16 protein-coding genes are annotated in these 14,650 nt (G+C 50.8%); 9 read left to right on the top strand and 7 right to left on the bottom strand.

Features of this window, described 5'->3' with window-relative positions; translation table 11 throughout:
- Window positions 1–99: 99 nt before the first annotated feature.
- On the top strand, window positions 100–1,998 hold the full coding sequence (locus J6J28_RS09440; protein ID WP_301721326.1) for a diguanylate cyclase domain-containing protein: 1,899 nt from the start codon (window positions 100–102) through the stop codon (window positions 1,996–1,998).
- An 11-nt stretch (window positions 1,999–2,009) separates the two neighbouring features.
- Window positions 2,010–2,204, top strand: coding sequence for a zinc ribbon domain-containing protein (locus tag J6J28_RS09435; protein ID WP_301721325.1), 195 nt, complete (start codon window positions 2,010–2,012; stop codon window positions 2,202–2,204).
- A gap of 18 nt (window positions 2,205–2,222) precedes the next feature.
- Here J6J28_RS09435 and J6J28_RS09430 read toward each other — a convergent pair whose 3' ends face one another.
- The gene (locus tag J6J28_RS09430; RefSeq protein ID WP_301721324.1) at window positions 2,223–2,462 is read right to left on the bottom strand and encodes a helix-turn-helix domain-containing protein; all 240 of its coding nucleotides are present in this window, start codon (window positions 2,460–2,462) and stop codon (window positions 2,223–2,225) included.
- Window positions 2,463–2,664: 202 nt separating this feature from the next.
- Between J6J28_RS09430 and J6J28_RS09425 the strand changes: the two genes are divergently transcribed.
- A complete protein-coding gene (locus tag J6J28_RS09425) occupies window positions 2,665–5,208 on the top strand; it encodes a putative bifunctional diguanylate cyclase/phosphodiesterase (protein ID WP_301721322.1) in 2,544 nt (847 codons plus the stop codon).
- Window positions 5,209–5,324: 116 nt separating this feature from the next.
- On the opposite strand, the gene J6J28_RS09420 is transcribed toward J6J28_RS09425, so the two are convergent.
- Entirely contained in the window at window positions 5,325–6,197 is an 873-nt protein-coding gene (locus tag J6J28_RS09420) for a LysR family transcriptional regulator (RefSeq protein ID WP_301721321.1), read from the bottom strand.
- Window positions 6,198–6,312: 115 nt separating this feature from the next.
- Here J6J28_RS09420 and J6J28_RS09415 point away from each other — a divergent pair, with 115 nt between their 5' ends.
- Window positions 6,313–6,762, top strand: a complete 450-nt coding sequence (locus tag J6J28_RS09415; protein ID WP_301721320.1) for a DoxX family protein — start codon at window positions 6,313–6,315, stop codon at window positions 6,760–6,762.
- Window positions 6,763–6,778: 16 nt separating this feature from the next.
- The gene (locus tag J6J28_RS09410; RefSeq protein ID WP_301721318.1) at window positions 6,779–7,591 is read left to right on the top strand and encodes a DODA-type extradiol aromatic ring-opening family dioxygenase; all 813 of its coding nucleotides are present in this window, start codon (window positions 6,779–6,781) and stop codon (window positions 7,589–7,591) included.
- Here J6J28_RS09410 and J6J28_RS09405 read toward each other — a convergent pair.
- Together J6J28_RS09405 and J6J28_RS09400 are read right to left on the bottom strand one after the other, a co-directional pair.
- On the bottom strand, window positions 7,588–8,562 hold the full coding sequence (locus J6J28_RS09405; protein WP_301721317.1) for an LLM class flavin-dependent oxidoreductase: 975 nt from the start codon (window positions 8,560–8,562) through the stop codon (window positions 7,588–7,590). The genes J6J28_RS09410 and J6J28_RS09405 overlap by 4 nt on opposite strands.
- 73 nt (window positions 8,563–8,635) lie before the next feature.
- On the bottom strand, window positions 8,636–8,974 hold the full coding sequence (locus tag J6J28_RS09400; RefSeq protein ID WP_301721316.1) for a hypothetical protein: 339 nt from the start codon (window positions 8,972–8,974) through the stop codon (window positions 8,636–8,638).
- A gap of 92 nt (window positions 8,975–9,066) precedes the next feature.
- On the opposite strand from J6J28_RS09400, the gene J6J28_RS09395 reads away from it, so the two are divergent.
- Both J6J28_RS09395 and J6J28_RS09390 read left to right on the top strand, forming a co-directional pair.
- Window positions 9,067–9,348, top strand: a complete 282-nt coding sequence (locus J6J28_RS09395) for a PepSY domain-containing protein (protein WP_301721314.1) — start codon at window positions 9,067–9,069, stop codon at window positions 9,346–9,348.
- The gene (locus J6J28_RS09390; protein WP_301721312.1) at window positions 9,335–9,880 is read left to right on the top strand and encodes a cytochrome b/b6 domain-containing protein; all 546 of its coding nucleotides are present in this window, start codon (window positions 9,335–9,337) and stop codon (window positions 9,878–9,880) included. Before J6J28_RS09395 ends, J6J28_RS09390 begins: the two co-directional genes overlap by 14 nt.
- Window positions 9,881–9,929: 49 nt before the next feature.
- Here J6J28_RS09390 and J6J28_RS09385 read toward each other — a convergent pair whose 3' ends face one another.
- Window positions 9,930–10,355: an OsmC family protein gene (locus tag J6J28_RS09385; RefSeq protein WP_301721310.1), complete on the bottom strand. Its 426-nt coding sequence runs from the start codon at window positions 10,353–10,355 to the stop codon at window positions 9,930–9,932.
- Window positions 10,356–10,418: 63 nt separating this feature from the next.
- Window positions 10,419–11,048, bottom strand: a complete 630-nt coding sequence (upp, locus tag J6J28_RS09380) for a uracil phosphoribosyltransferase (protein WP_301721309.1) — start codon at window positions 11,046–11,048, stop codon at window positions 10,419–10,421.
- Between the two features lie 241 nt (window positions 11,049–11,289).
- Between upp and katG the strand changes: the two genes are divergently transcribed.
- Entirely contained in the window at window positions 11,290–13,509 is a 2,220-nt protein-coding gene (gene katG, locus J6J28_RS09375; RefSeq protein WP_301721308.1) for a catalase/peroxidase HPI, read from the top strand.
- 52 nt (window positions 13,510–13,561) lie between these two features.
- Here the strand turns inward: katG and J6J28_RS09370 are convergent, their stop codons facing one another.
- A complete protein-coding gene (locus J6J28_RS09370; RefSeq protein WP_301721307.1) occupies window positions 13,562–13,987 on the bottom strand; it encodes a secondary thiamine-phosphate synthase enzyme YjbQ in 426 nt (141 codons plus the stop codon).
- 70 nt (window positions 13,988–14,057) lie between these two features.
- Between J6J28_RS09370 and J6J28_RS09365 the strand changes: the two genes are divergently transcribed.
- Entirely contained in the window at window positions 14,058–14,648 is a 591-nt protein-coding gene (locus J6J28_RS09365; RefSeq protein WP_301721306.1) for a class I SAM-dependent methyltransferase, read from the top strand.
- The last annotated feature ends 2 nt before the right edge of the window (window positions 14,649–14,650 follow it).

The following is a 14,650-nucleotide window of genomic DNA, read 5'->3' as shown; positions in this document are numbered from 1 at the left end:
GTCAGTTATCTAAGCTACAAAGGAATATTTTTTTCTTGCATAGTGACCAATGCAGCCGAAGCGGTTAGGCTTAGGTGTAAATAAAGTTACGAGACAGACATGAGCTATCAGGATCAGGAACGCCGCGAGCACCCGCGCAAGAAAATTACGACCCGCTTGCTTTGGCATGTCATAGCAGTTTCTCTGATACTGCTGCTGATCGCTGTGCTTGTGTCTTTTTGGCAGACCTACCCAAGAGCGAAACAAGATGTCCTGGCCAAATTACAGGCGGACGTGCAGCAAAAACTCGCCTTCAACCAGGAAGTTCTCTCTGGTATTGAATATCAGGGCGATGTGTTAAGCGAAGCTTTTCTGAAGCGCTACGAGGCGTATGTCGGCAAGCCCGAATTTGCGGAGCTTTTCGATGACTGGTTTCAAGAAACATCCCCCGGCGTTTTCCGTTTGCAAGACGAATTCTTCGCAGGTACAACCACAGCCAATCATGTGTTTCGCCATCTGAGCTCCTTTGTGGGGCCGCGCGGCGAGCCTTTAGATGCAGAGCTTAAGGCACGTATTGTTATCAGCCTACTGGTCTTAAGCGAGCTGGCGCCGGCCTGGCAGAATGAGGTCACCAACACCCATTTCTCGATGCCTGAAAATATCATCAGTTTGTATTCGCCGGACTCTCCCTGGGGATCGTTAGCGGATAAGGATCTGGTGATCACAGACTTCTCCACCGTGCGTTCGACACTGCAACAGGAAAACCCGGAGCGGACACCCAACTGGACGGGACTCTATTTTGATATTTCCGCAGGTTTCTGGACCATTACCTATCAGCAACCCGTCGATTTTCAGGGCCAGCATCTTGTTAACTCGAGCTTCGATGTGAGTCTGCAGCAGATGATCACCGATTTTGGTCATGTCGACGAGGCTGGCGTAGAAAATTATGTGCTCAATGCCGATGGCCATTTGGTGGCCAGTTCAACCTTAGCAAATGGCATAGACGGGACGCGCAATACGCTGACGCCCGAGAATTATGATGACCCATTGTTCAGAGCGCTTGCAGCTCGCTTGCTTGCCGCGGACGCGCCGATTGAGCAAGCTGTGTGGGAAGACGTCGACGAGGACTATCTGATTCTTGTGCACCATTTCGAAACTCCGAACTGGTGGTACTTTTCGGTTTACCCGAAGGCGTTGATCACTGAGCAGGCGCTGCAGATACCGTTGCTGATGGCGGTAATGGGCTGCTTTTTGGTGGTGATCTTGCTATTGGCGGTGGCATTTTTTGTCACCCGCGATGTATCCCGCCCGCTGCGTGAACTGGCGAACATTGCCGCTTTGGTCAACCAGAAGAACTACCATGCCATCGAGCAGGAAAGCGTTTCGAAAGTACGCAGTTATGGCGAGGTTACTCAGGTTCTGAATGCGTTTCGAGTGATGGCCCGGCGCTTTGTCAAAGCCAATGAAGAGTTGGAACAGCGCATTGACGAACGTACCCTGGACCTGCGCGAAGCGAATCAAAAACTGGAGCAACTGGCGCACCTCGACGGCTTAACGGCATTGCGTAATCGACGCGCCTTCCAGAAGGACGTCGCGCAAGCTTTGCAAGATCACGAGGGCAGCTATTTCTTTGTGATGGCCGACATTGACGACTTCAAACCTTTCAATGATAACTACGGTCATGAAGCCGGGGATCAGGCACTGATCGCCATCAGCCGGTTGTTTGAACTCGTGGCGGCAAGCAAAACCTATCGCTATGGCGGTGAAGAGCTAGCGATTCTTATTGACGCCCCTGACGCGAAGCAGGTAGAGCAACGCTTGCAAGAGTTACTGCAGAGTATTGAGAAACTGGCTATTGAGCATCTGTACAGTCGTCGTAATCAGCCTTTCTTAACAGTGAGTTTCGGCTACACTCGTATTCGTCCCGGCGAGTCTGTCAGTGCGCTGATCCAGCGCGCCGATAAGCTGCTCTATCAAGCCAAACAACAAGGCGGAAATTGCGTTGTTGGTGATAGCTAAAAGGAGGTGATATGTCGCTTACTCACGAAGCTGAATTCAGTTGCCCTTATTGTATGGCGCCTAACAGTATCGAAATTGATGCCATGCATGACATCGGACAACAGCAAATTGTCGATTGCCAGGTCTGTTGTCAGCCCATCGAGATCATGGTGACGCAAGACCACGAAGGTGACTTTGAGGTGATTGCCAGTACCGACGAAGAATAATCTGTCGACTTTGCTGGGCTAGTCAACGGGCTCATGCCATAGCGGGCTGTTACGGCGCTGTAAAAGTAGCAGCTGCAAGTCCAGTGCCTCGACAATACGCAGCAACGTATCAATAAGCCCGTCGCCGGTGTTCTCGAACTTTGAGATCACCGCCTGCGTTGTCCCCACCCGAACTGCAAGCTCTGTCTGCGACCAGCCCAGCGCTTTCCGCGCCGCCCGCACCGCCCCTCCAATTTCTTCCGAAGTATTTATCCTCATATCCCCACCTATATCCATATCGATATAACCAAATATACCCACAAAGATATAAAAAGGAAAGAAAGGGCAGCCCTTTCTGCTGGCGGCGAAGCAAAAAGGGAGGGCTGCCCTTTCTGCTGGGGTGAGTGTCTGGGGAATTCGGAACTTCAAATTTCGTTATTGATTGATATACTTAGACAACGATCAGCGACAATGGCGGGCTATGAATTATTCATTTACTCAAACAGCTGCGAACAAAGCTTATGTGAGCGTGGTTTGCTTCTTCATCGTCCTCTTTTTTGTAGGTCTTGCTGACAGTCTTGTCCTATCGACTACCTTCTTAATGGGCGTTGTTCCAATCTACGTTGCTTTATTTTCAGCAGCGATCGCGCTTTTTCTGATCATAGCTTTTCGCTTTAGAACGCCCCCAAAACTGCAGCGATGTTGTCATGTAATGACACTGCTTGGAGCAACAGCTTTCACTTACCTTCAGTTGGTTTTTTGGCAGCTCATCCCGACTCCAGAGGTATTTTGGGCACAAAACCCAGTGAGCATGTCAATTATAACCATGATGGTTCTGATGCTATTCATTGGCCTTTTTTTGCGGCTCCGTTATCCGAATCTCGCGTTTGATATCACACGTTCTACGTTGGTGACGTGCATTATCATTGTGCTAACGGGTGTGACGGTATGGTATGGCATCAGTTACCAGGCAGTCGCGGAATCAAGTGAGAATGCCCGCACAAAAATTCATTTGATTGGCGACATGATCAACAAGAGGCTTGAAGACCAGGTAAATGCCTTAGGCCGGATCAAAGTTCGGCTCGATCGGCTTGGTGGCGATGATTTCGACGTGGTAACCCAGGTTGATATGGAAAACTATGTGGCGGACTATAGGGTCATCGAAGGCATGCTCCTACTCGACGAAGATCTTACTGCAGTCGCTTCCACTCCCTTTGCAAAGGAATTCAAAGATGCAGGGTTGCTCGGAAGTGAAGGAACTCAGGCCTGGCTACAAACACGGTCGTCCAATGTCAGACTAGCGGCCAACGCGAGCTCACTTGATACGCCAACGCCGACGGTCATGGTATCAGTACCTATTGACGCTAAGAGTGGAGCGTATTTTCAATTAATTGCGCTGCTCAACATGAATGCGCTAATTTCTACCGAGTACCTGGATTACTTAAGCTCTGTGCGGACGTATCTGGAGTTCAGTCCGGAACTTTTGATTTCGATGCATGGAGAGAGTCGAGGGTCGAGCAATCTTGCTGAACTGGAGAATGTATACCGTCATTCAGTTACCGAAACCGTTACTTTAACCAATGCAATAGACCACAATTTTCATAGTTATTTAGTGGACTACAGTGATTTAGAAGAAAGTGCAAGATTCAAGCAACTGTTGCTATGGCTGACCATGGCTTTTGGATTTATTTTTATTTTGGCTGCTGATAACACCAGGCGACTTCGTGAAAATCGTGAGAAGCTTGAACATATGGCGACTTATGATGACGTCACAGGTTTATTGCGTCGTGATGCTTTTAATCAACAAACCGAAGCGTTGAGAATAGGTTGTGAGGGCTGTCATCGCGCCGTGATTTTCGTCAATTTAGATGCTTTTAATTCGCTAAATAAAACCCTTGGTCACGACATTGGTGACGTTATTCTGGCTGAAATCGCCAAGCGTATAAAAGCAAGTGCTAACCACTGTGATATTCTTGCTCGCTTCAGTAGTGACGAATTCATACTTTATTATCGAGACACCACAGCACATAAACTCAAAAAAGATGCAAAAGCGGTACTGTCGAATATTGCTGATGTTTACAAACCGAACGACATGGAATTGCACCTAACTGCCAGCGCTGGAATTGCAGTGACGTCACAGGCGAAAGTTGAAGCCAAGACGCTGATTCAGCAGGCTGATATTGCGATGAATATCGCAAAACTAAATGGTGGTAATCAGTTCGCGATTTATCAAAGCACTATGGCTGATGAACGTAAGCAACTCGTGGCCGTGCGAAATAAATTGCAGACCGCATTAAATAAGCAGCAACTTGAGGTTTTTTATCAGCCGATATTTAGTGCTGAGCACCAGCGTATCGTTAGCGTTGAAAGCCTAGTTCGCTGGCGCACCGAAGAAGGCTTCATTTCGCCGGGAGTATTTATACCTATAGCGGAAAAAACCGGCCAGATTATTCAGCTTGGCGAGCTCGTCTTAGACATGGTCTTGAGGGATATCCAACAGTATGAAAAGCTGCAGGGAATAACAGTTGCAGTAAATATCTCTCCGCAGCAACTGACACGCATAGATTTTATAAAAACAATTGGGGAGCAGCTTAATCGTTACGCAGTTACCCCAAGCCAGCTTACCCTGGAATTAACCGAATCCGTAATATCTGATGGTGGGCAAACGGAGCAGGTGCTTAAATCGTTGCGAGCTCTTGGTTTTCACGTGGCTATAGATGACTTTGGCACGGGATTCTCAAGTCTTTCGTACTTAACGACACAGCCCTCAGATATCATCAAGATTGATCGGGCTTTCACTTTTGGCGTTGAAACAGAGGGGAAGGAACGCAATTTACTTTCAATGATTGTGCAAATTTGTAAGCAACTTGAAAAAACCGTAGTGATTGAGGGCGTGGAAACCCAAGCGCAAGTCGACTTATTCAAGGCCGTTGGTTGCGACAGACTGCAAGGGTTTTACTTAGGTAAGCCGATGCCTTTAGCTGAACTCATACCACTACTACAGAATCAGGATCCTCCCCGTTGAGCGCGCCTGAACGAACTGACAATGAATCCTTGATGTGCAAGGTCATCATTGGTGGCGGTATTTGTCAGTAATTACTTTGTTATCGAGCTCGGTAGTCAAGTGCATCAGTGGCTGGGCTAGAAGGAGTCCCAGTAGGGTGGGTCGCCGAAGTAGCCATCGACGAAGTCGATAAAGCTGCGGACTTTGCTGGCCATAAGCTGACGATGGGCGAAGACAGCGTACAAAGCGATAGGTTCGGGCGAGAAGGAGGATAAAACGACCTTTAAATCTCCTGCTCGTATAGCGGAACCGGTAATAAAAGTGGGTTGCAGTACTATTCCAGCACCGGCTCGCGCGGCGTCGACCAGTACATCGCCGTTATTACTCTCCAACTTACGGTTGGCTGACGGGGTCACAGACTCATCCATATAGCTGTAGTGCAGATAGCGGTGTTGGTTAAGTTGCTTTAAAGAGGTTGGTTCGCCATGTTCAGCCAGGTATGTAGGCGCTGCACAGTAGACGAGTCGAACAGGCGCTAAGCGCTTAGCCACAAGAGAGGAAGGCTGCAAACGGCCAATTCGCAGCGCAACATCGAAACCTTCGTCAATAATATCGACCTTTCGATCATTCAACTGCAAGTCGACAGTAACGCCCGGATGGGTTTTCTGAAAATCGTTAATTAAGGGCGCCATGTGCCGAATAGCGAAGGACACCGGCGCACTAATCCGAAGTGTACCGCGAGCTTGCGTATGCATACTGCCAAGTTGTTGTTCCATGTCGTCAATGTCGGCAAGCAATTGCTGTGCTCGCTGAAAATAGGCGCTGCCCGCCTCAGTCAGATGCAACCGGCGCGTGGTCCGATTCAACAACCGCACTCCGAGATAGTCTTCCAGTTGGCCAACGTATTTACTGACTAACTGCGGAGATACCGTCAATCGTTCCGCGGCCTGCGTGAATGATCCTTCGTTAATGACAGCAACGAAAATACGCATTGCTTGCAATCGATCCATAGACACCCGCAATTCAATTAACTACCAAAAGTGGATAATAAAGCAACATTAGCCATCTTAATCTACTTATGTAAGAAGAGTAAAGTAGCAGCATCAACTTACAGGAGGCATTCTTATGACGAACACAACTTTGAAACCTTTATTCACCTCAACAGCTGGCTTTGGTGCATTAGTACTTCGCGTGCCGGTCGGCATCATTTTAACCGCGCATGGCGCCCAAAAATTGTTTGGCTGGTTCGGTGGCTACGGACTTGAGGGAACCGGGCAATGGATGGCAAGTATCGGTTTGGAACCGGGTTTATTCATGGCATTGATAGCCGGTTTAGCCGAATTTGCAGGTGGCCTGGCGCTGATTCTTGGTCTATTCACGCGCCCCGCAGCGCTAGTCTCAGCAGTCACTATGACGGTTGCCATCTTTAGCGTGCACTTCAGCAACGGCTTGTTTATGGCAAATAACGGTTACGAATTTGCCCTGAGTCTACTCGCCGCGACGGCAGCTCTTACAGCATTGGGTGGAGGTAAGTTTGCAATGGACAACCTTCTTGCGGCTAAACTAGATGAGTAAGAGGAGTAGATGCACCATGAATAATAAACATGAAGTACTGTTCGTCTCGCATGGCGGGGGCCCTTTGCCCCTGCTGGGCGATCTCCAACATCTGGAGCTTGTCGAACAGCTACAAGAGATCACGCAACATTTACGCCAACCCAAAGCGATACTGGTGATTAGCGCACATTGGGAAACTGACGTCGCTACCGTCACCAGTGCCGCTCGGCCGGGGTTGCTGTATGACTACTATGGTTTTGCAGCAGAAGCCTATGAAATTGACTACCCTGCTTCCGGACACCCAGAATTAGCGCAAGACGTAGTACAAGCCCTGATCTCCAGCGATATCGAGGCTTACACAACCGCCATGCGGGGACTAGACCACGGTGTATTTGTGCCGCTGAAACTCATGTACCCAGCAGGGAATATTCCGGTGGTGCAGTTATCCTTAAATAACAATCTAGATGCCGAGCAGCATATTACGATTGGCAAGGCATTACAGTCACTCGAGTGCGAAAACCTGTTGATTCTTGGATCTGGTTTTTCTTTCCACAACATGAAAGCGTTCTTTGCGCCGCAAGCCGAAGCCACGGAAGAGCGGAATCTTGCCTTTGAGCATTGGCTCAAGGATACCTTAACCGACACTAAAATCAGCGAAGCCGAGCGAGAGGGTCAGTTAATTCACTGGGAGGATGCTCCGGAGGCCCGGTTTTGTCACCCCCGTGCAGAGCACCTATTACCGCTACACGTTTGTTACGGCGCAGCCCAACGTGCGGCTGACTACTACAGCATGGCGCGCACGCTTGGTCGAACCGCTGGGCTATTTCATTGGCAGGCTGACTGTGATTAAAGCTCTGCCGCGATTTCGAAGCTGCGTAAGCGCGCTTCATGGTCGTAGGCGTGGCAGGTGAGCATCAGCTCATCGACTTGGGTCGCGGCGACAAAGTCACCTAAGTAGTCATGAACCTGTGACGGTGTGCCGCAGGCGGTGTACTTCAGGGCATGATTGGCGCCGGCTAGTGCCATAGGGTCAACCACCCCTAGAATGTCGTCGATGGGCGCTGGCAAGGGACCGGGGTTACCCTGGCGCAAGGCCACAAACTGCAATTGCATCGAGCTTTTCATGCGTAAGGCGTCCGCCTCAGTGTCGGCGGCAAATACATTGACCACTGCCATTGCATAAGGCTCGGACAAATACTTCGAGGGCTTAAACGAGCGCCGATAGGTGTCCAGTGCAGCATGCAACTGGTCTGGTGCGAAATGTGAAGCGAAGGCATAAGGCAGTCCAAGAGACGCTGCAAGCTGCGCGCCAAACAAACTTGAACCCAGTATCCACACCGGCACCTTCGAACCTGTGCCAGGCACTGCGCGAATCGCCGCGCCCGGCTGAGCGTCATCCAGGTAGCTCAACAACTCCTGTACGTCAGCGGGAAAGCTGTCGGCACTGTTGAAACTACGCCGCAGTGCACGCAAGGTCGCGCCATCAGTGCCAGGCGCCCGGCCTAAACCTAAGTCCACACGATCTCCATAGAGCGCGGCTAGGGTGCCAAATTGCTCCGCCGCGACTAAAGGCGCGTGGTTAGGCAACATAATGCCGCCGGCACCGATGCGAATCGACGAGGTCACACTGCCGATATGAGCCAAGGCCACCGCAGTTGCGGCACTGGCGATGCCGGTCATGTTGTGGTGTTCGGCCATCCAGAAACGCTGATAACCCCAGCGTTCGACATGTTGTGCCAAATCGCCGGATCGATGTAAAGATTCCGCGGCAGTTGAGCCCGACGTGATCGGCGCTAAATCAAGAACTGAAAGAGGGACCAAGAGGCCTCCTGATTGACGGGGTATGGGCTAACTATGGCGTGCTAAATTCGATTTTCAAGTACCAAACGACGCTTTACTTCCTAAATTCGGTCGTTTTCGACCGTGCTTGTGCATCTGCCGAACGGGTAAAACGCTGGTCTGTCTTTTCGGTGTGCTCCATGAGTAGCAAGGTTAGGTAAATTTTGGTGGGCAGCGATAAAATGACGCCAATTGCGCTCATGGCTGCGCCAAGAATAAAGCCGCGATGGCCAATGTCGTCATCAACAAAGGTCACTGCCAGCACAATATGGCCCACAATGAGTAAACTAACACCCAGAATCATGGCTGTTTTCAAGAGTTTTATCAGGGTCGCGTCATTCATTAGGGTATCGTCAGCCGCCGCGTCGTTTGCAAATTGATCTAAATCAATCATAGTTCCATTAATTTAGTGTTTCTACTAGGCTTAAAGAAAACGTAATAGTTCTGGAGTAATCTGTAACTTAGGCAATACAAAAGGAGTGTGAAATGAAGGCATTAAAATTATTAACCTTAGCGGCCGCCGCAGGGCTTATCGCGGCTTGTAGTCCTGCTAAAGAGGTAACCCAATGCACCGTCGCGCCCATGAGTGACTGGCAGGACCAAGCGGAATTCCAAATGGAACTGGTCAATCAAGGCTATGAAATCAACGAATTTAAGATCACTGAAGGCAATTGCTATGAGATTTACGGTACCGATGCCGACGGCAATAAAGTGGAAGTCTACTTTAACCCAGTCGATGGCGAAGTGATCAAGCGTGAAGTCCACTAACACGGGGAAACAAACCACGGTGCGGATCTGGGATCCCCTGATCCGTATCGTGCATTGGACGCTCGTGGCGGTGTTTATCGCCAATTACTTTTTTCTGGAACCCGGCAGCCAGTGGCATCAGTGGCTGGGGTATATCGCAGTCACAGCAATTCTGGTGCGGATTGTCTGGGGTTTTATCGATAGCGGTTATGGCAGTTTTCAGAGAATTGACCTATCGCGTCAAGCTCTGAGGAAACATCTAAACCATCTAAAGGAACGCAAGATACCGGTCAAAAGCGGCCACAATCCAGTCGGCTGGCTGATGATATTCGCCGTTATTTCGCTATTTCTGGGGTTGGGTGTGACGGGCTTTTTGATGGAAGAAGTGGATGCCTTATTTGGCAACCCGACGCTTGAGCTCATCCATGGCTGGCTTGCGGATACGCTTTACGGTGCGGCACTGATTCATGTTGCTGCTGTGGTTATCGTCGGTTGGCGCGGGCGTATTCAGCTGATCAGGCCTATGCTTACCGGTAAGCGCAGTAAAAGCTAAAACGCGAGCCCGTATGAGCTCGCGTAATTCCAAAACGACCACTTAGAACTTAAGACTCGAGCTCAGCGTCCAAGGTGATTTCTGCGGTTAGCAGTTTCGAAATCGGACAATTATCCTTGGCGGTATTGGCCGCTTCCATAAACTTGTCTTTGTCCGCACCTGGGATCTTCGCTTTCAGCTCAAGATGCACTTTGGTCACCGCAAAGCCACCATCCTTCTCTTCAAGCTGCACCGTAGCCTTGGTGTCGATACTGTCGGCAACCAGGTCATGCTCGCCGAGCACCATGGATAGTGCCATAGAAAAACAGCCGGCGTGGGCCGCACCAATCAGCTCTTCCGGGTTGGTTCCTTTACCATCTTCAAAACGCGTTCCAAAGGAATACTGCTGCTTATCCAGCACGCCACTTTGTGTCGAGACTGTGCCTTGGCCGTCTTTTAAACCGCCTTGCCAATGTGCAGATGCAGTGCGTTTCATAAAGTATCTCCTTTTCCGTGAGTGTCCCTACAGTGTAGTCGCTAATCCCCGGGAAAGATCAAGTTATCGGGTACCGAAAATTTTATCGCCGGCATCACCAAGGCCTGGAACAATGTAGCCATGTTCATTCAAGTGGTCATCTAATGCAGCGGTATAAATCGGGATGTTCGGGTGCGCAGAGGTCACCTTTTCAACGCCCTCGGGCGCAGCGACCAGCACCAGTACACGGATATCCGAGCAGCCCTTCTGCTTTAACATATCCAAGGTCGCAATCATGGTGCCGCCGGTGGCCAGCATAGGATCAATAACTAGTGCCGTGCGCTGAGTGAGTTCGCCGGCAAGTTTCTCGAAATAAGCCACAGGTTCCAGCGTTGCTTCATCACGATAAAGACCCACCACGCTGACTTTTGCGCTCGGGATAAGCCCAAGTACGCCGTCGAGCATGCCAATGCCGGCTCGCAGGATAGGGACTACGGTAACCTTTTTACCTTTCAGGCGCTGGACCTGCACGGTCGCGCCGTCCCAGCCGGCAATGGTGTGTGGCTCCAGAGCGAAATCCTGAGTGGCTTCATAGGTGAGTAAACTGCCGAGTTCATTGGCCAGCTCGCGAAAGCTTTTGGTGGAGATCCCAGCTTCGCGCAAGAGGCCGAGTTTATGTTGAACTAAAGGGTGATCAATGACATGCAGCGACATAAGGTTATCTCTTGTGCTTGTTGTTTTTTGGACACTTACGCAAGTTTAGGCCGCTCGAGCGAAAGATAAAAGTAAAGATTCTTTTCAGCAACTCAAAGCTGACCCTTTTGAATTCCCGATGACCCTAATCTGTTTTTTCAATGGCGTATAAGGATCTCAATCGGACCAAAAGCGACTATAGTCTTTCTGTTGTATTTAATGCACGTCCATCTACCCAGCTTTATGCAAAAGGAAGATAACCATGATTAGAAAGTCCTTGCCGATGATTTCTGCGCTTACCCTCGCGTTGTCGATGGGTCTGGCCGCTACCGCGAGCCACGCGCAGGAAGCTAAATCAAAAATGTTCTGGTGGCCAGAACAACTCGATCTCACCCCCCTTCGTGATCATGACCAAAGCTCAGACCCCTATGGCGAGAATTTTGATTACGCAGAAGCCTTTAAACAAGTCGATATCGCTGCAGTCAAAAAAGACATCGAAGCCTTGATGACCGATTCGCAGGACTGGTGGCCAGCCGATTACGGTCACTATGGTCCATTCTTCATTCGCATGGCCTGGCACGGTGCCGGAACTTATCGTGTGAATGACGGCCGCGGTGGCGCTGGTGGTGGTCAACAACGGTTTGAGCCACTCAACAGCTGGCCGGATAACGTTAGCCTGGACAAGGCACGTCGCCTGTTATGGCCGATTAAACAAAAGTACGGTCGCAGTATTTCCTGGGCGGATCTGATGGTCCTGACTGGTAATGTCGCGCTGGAATCCATGGGTTTCAAGACCTATGGCTTTGCCGGTGGCCGTGAAGACGAATGGGAGCCTGACACTGTTTACTGGGGACCGGAAAAGCAATGGCTGGAAGACCAACGCTACAGTGGCGATCGTGAGCTGGAGAAGCCGCTGGCCGCAGTCCAGATGGGACTCATCTACGTCAACCCGGAAGGTCCAAACGGCAATCCTGACCCGCTTCTTGCGGCAAAAGATATCCGCGATACCTTCGGCCGTATGGCAATGAATGACGAAGAAACTGTTGCTCTGATTGCCGGTGGCCACACCTTTGGTAAGGCGCACGGTGCGCACAAGCCAGAAGAGTGTTTAGGCGCCGAACCTGCTGCTGCCCCTATCGAAGAGCAAGGCATGGGCTGGAAGAACAAATGTGGTAAAGGCCATTCTGAAGATACCATCACCTCAGGATTGGAAGGGGCGTGGTCCGTAAGCCCAACGGCCTGGACCATGCAGTACCTGGATAATCTGTTTGGTTTCGAGTGGGAGCAAACACGTAGTCCAGCAGGCGCCATCCAGTGGATTCCTGTGGACGGTCAGGCGTCGAACATGGTGCCCGATGCACACGTTGAAGGTAAGCGTCATGCACCCATTATGTTCACCACCGACTTGTCGCTTAAGTTTGATCCCGAGTACCGCAAAATTGCCAAACGTTTCCATGAGAATCCGGAAGAGTTTGAGTTAGCTTTTGCCAAAGCCTGGTTCAAATTGACCCATCGCGACATGGGGCCACGCGCACGCTATATCGTTGACACTTCTCCGGCGGAGCCATTGCTCTGGCAGGATCCGTTACCCGAAGCTGACTACACCCTGATCACGGACGCCGATGCGGCAGATCTGAAAGCCATGATCCTCGACACCGACTTAAGTGTTCCCGAATTGGTGCGCACAGCCTGGGCTTCAGCGGCAAGCTTCCGTGGAACCGATATGCGCGGTGGTGCAGACGGTGCTCGTGTAGCACTAGCGCCGCAAAAAGACTGGCCGGTAAATAATCCGCAGGAACTCGCGCGAGTCGTGTCAGTGTTGCAAGGTATTCAGTCTGATTTCAACAGCTCGCAGAGTGGCAACAAGCAGGTCTCGCTGGCTGATGTAATTGTGCTTGCGGGTGCTGCCGCCGTTGAAAAAGCAGCAGCTGATGCCGGTTACGACATCACTGTGCCGTTTACGCCAGGCCGCACTGACGCCACGCAGGAAATGACAGACGTTGCCTCGTTTGCATTTCTTGAGCCAAGCGCCGATGGTTTCCGTAATTACTACAGTGACGAAAGCCGTATGTCGCCTGCTGAAATGCTGGTTGACCGTGCTGATTTGCTGACCCTGACGGTTCCGGAAATGACGGTTCTGGTGGGTGGTATGCGCGTCTTGGGCGCAAATCATGGCGATGCTGCTCACGGTGTCTTTACCCAGACCCCAGGGCAACTCAGCAATGATTTCTTCGTCAACTTGCTAAGCATGGACACCAAGTGGCAGCCAGCGAACACTGCTGGTGTTTATGAGGGCTATGATCGCAGTTCTGGTGAGTTGAAATGGACCGCGACACCAGTGGATCTGATTTTTGGTTCCAATTCTGAGTTGCGGGCGATCGCCGAAGTCTACGCCTTGAGTGACTCGAAAGAGATGTTCGTCCACGACTTTGTCGATGCCTGGTCAAAAGTGATGAAACTTGATCGTTTTGACCTGGAATAACGTTAGTGATGTCAACGGGCGGCCTACGGGCCGCCTTTTTTATGCATGGCTCTTACTCAGCCTTGATCAGGGTAAGCACCAATTGACGGCTGCTAGGCTGATCGCGATGCTCGCATAAATAAATTCCCTGCCAGGTGCCCATATTCATGCGCCCCTGAGTAACAGGCACAGTGACGCTGCTACCCAGAATACTTGCTTTCAGGTGCGCCGGCATATCATCCGGGCCTTCGAATGTGTGCCGGTAGTAGGGCGCATTTTCTGGAACCATCTCGTTGAAATGACTCTCAAAATCCTCACGCACTGTGGGATCGGCGTCTTCGTTAATAGTTAGCGAGGCCGAAGTATGTTTGATGAAGACCTGTAACAGGCCTGCATCGACTGTAGCGAGTGACGCCAGAGCGCGCTCAATTTCCTCTGTAATCAAATGAAAACCGCGACTGCGCGGCTTAAGCGAGAGTTCCGTTTGAAGTTTTGACATAGATGCAGCTTTTACTTACGCAGTTTCAGTTACTATGCTACAAAAAAGGCCACAAAAAAAGGATGGAACCATGGACAGCACTATCCGTTTTTATTCAGAGAATGCCGACGAGTTCAGCCGTCAATACGACAGTTTGAGCTTTGCGCAGGTGCATGGCGACTGGCTTCACTTGCTGGATGAAATCCCCTCAGGTACACAAGTGCTGGATATTGGCGCGGGATCGGGGCGTGACGCCCGGGCTCTGGCGGAGCGTGGCCTGCAGGTGACTGCAGTTGAACCTGCTGCGGCGTTACGTGCCCTGGCGCAGGAAAAGTCAGCCGGCATCAACTGGGTCGATGATACCCTGCCTGACCTGGAAAGCCTTGATTCACGTTATGGCCTGGTGCTGGTGAGCGCGGTCTGGATGCATTTAAATCTATTCGGCCAGATTGAATCTCTCAAGCGCATTACAGAGCTGGTCGAGCAGAACGGCTACCTGATCCTCACGCTACGCCATGGCACCTTTGCCGACGAACGCGAAGGTCACGTGCTCAGCGAAAAACACATTCTGGAAAGTGCGGAGGGGCTCGGCCTGCATCTTGCGTTCTCAACCGACAACAGCGATCTGCTGGAGCGCAAAGACGTCCGCTGGCAGACGCTGGTGTTCCAGAACAGGGCCTGAAA

The sequence above is a fragment of the Pseudidiomarina terrestris genome (genome assembly GCF_030466375.1).
Taxonomy (GTDB): domain Bacteria; phylum Pseudomonadota; class Gammaproteobacteria; order Enterobacterales; family Alteromonadaceae; genus Pseudidiomarina; species Pseudidiomarina terrestris.
This window is presented reverse-complemented; position numbering and strand designations above follow the sequence as displayed.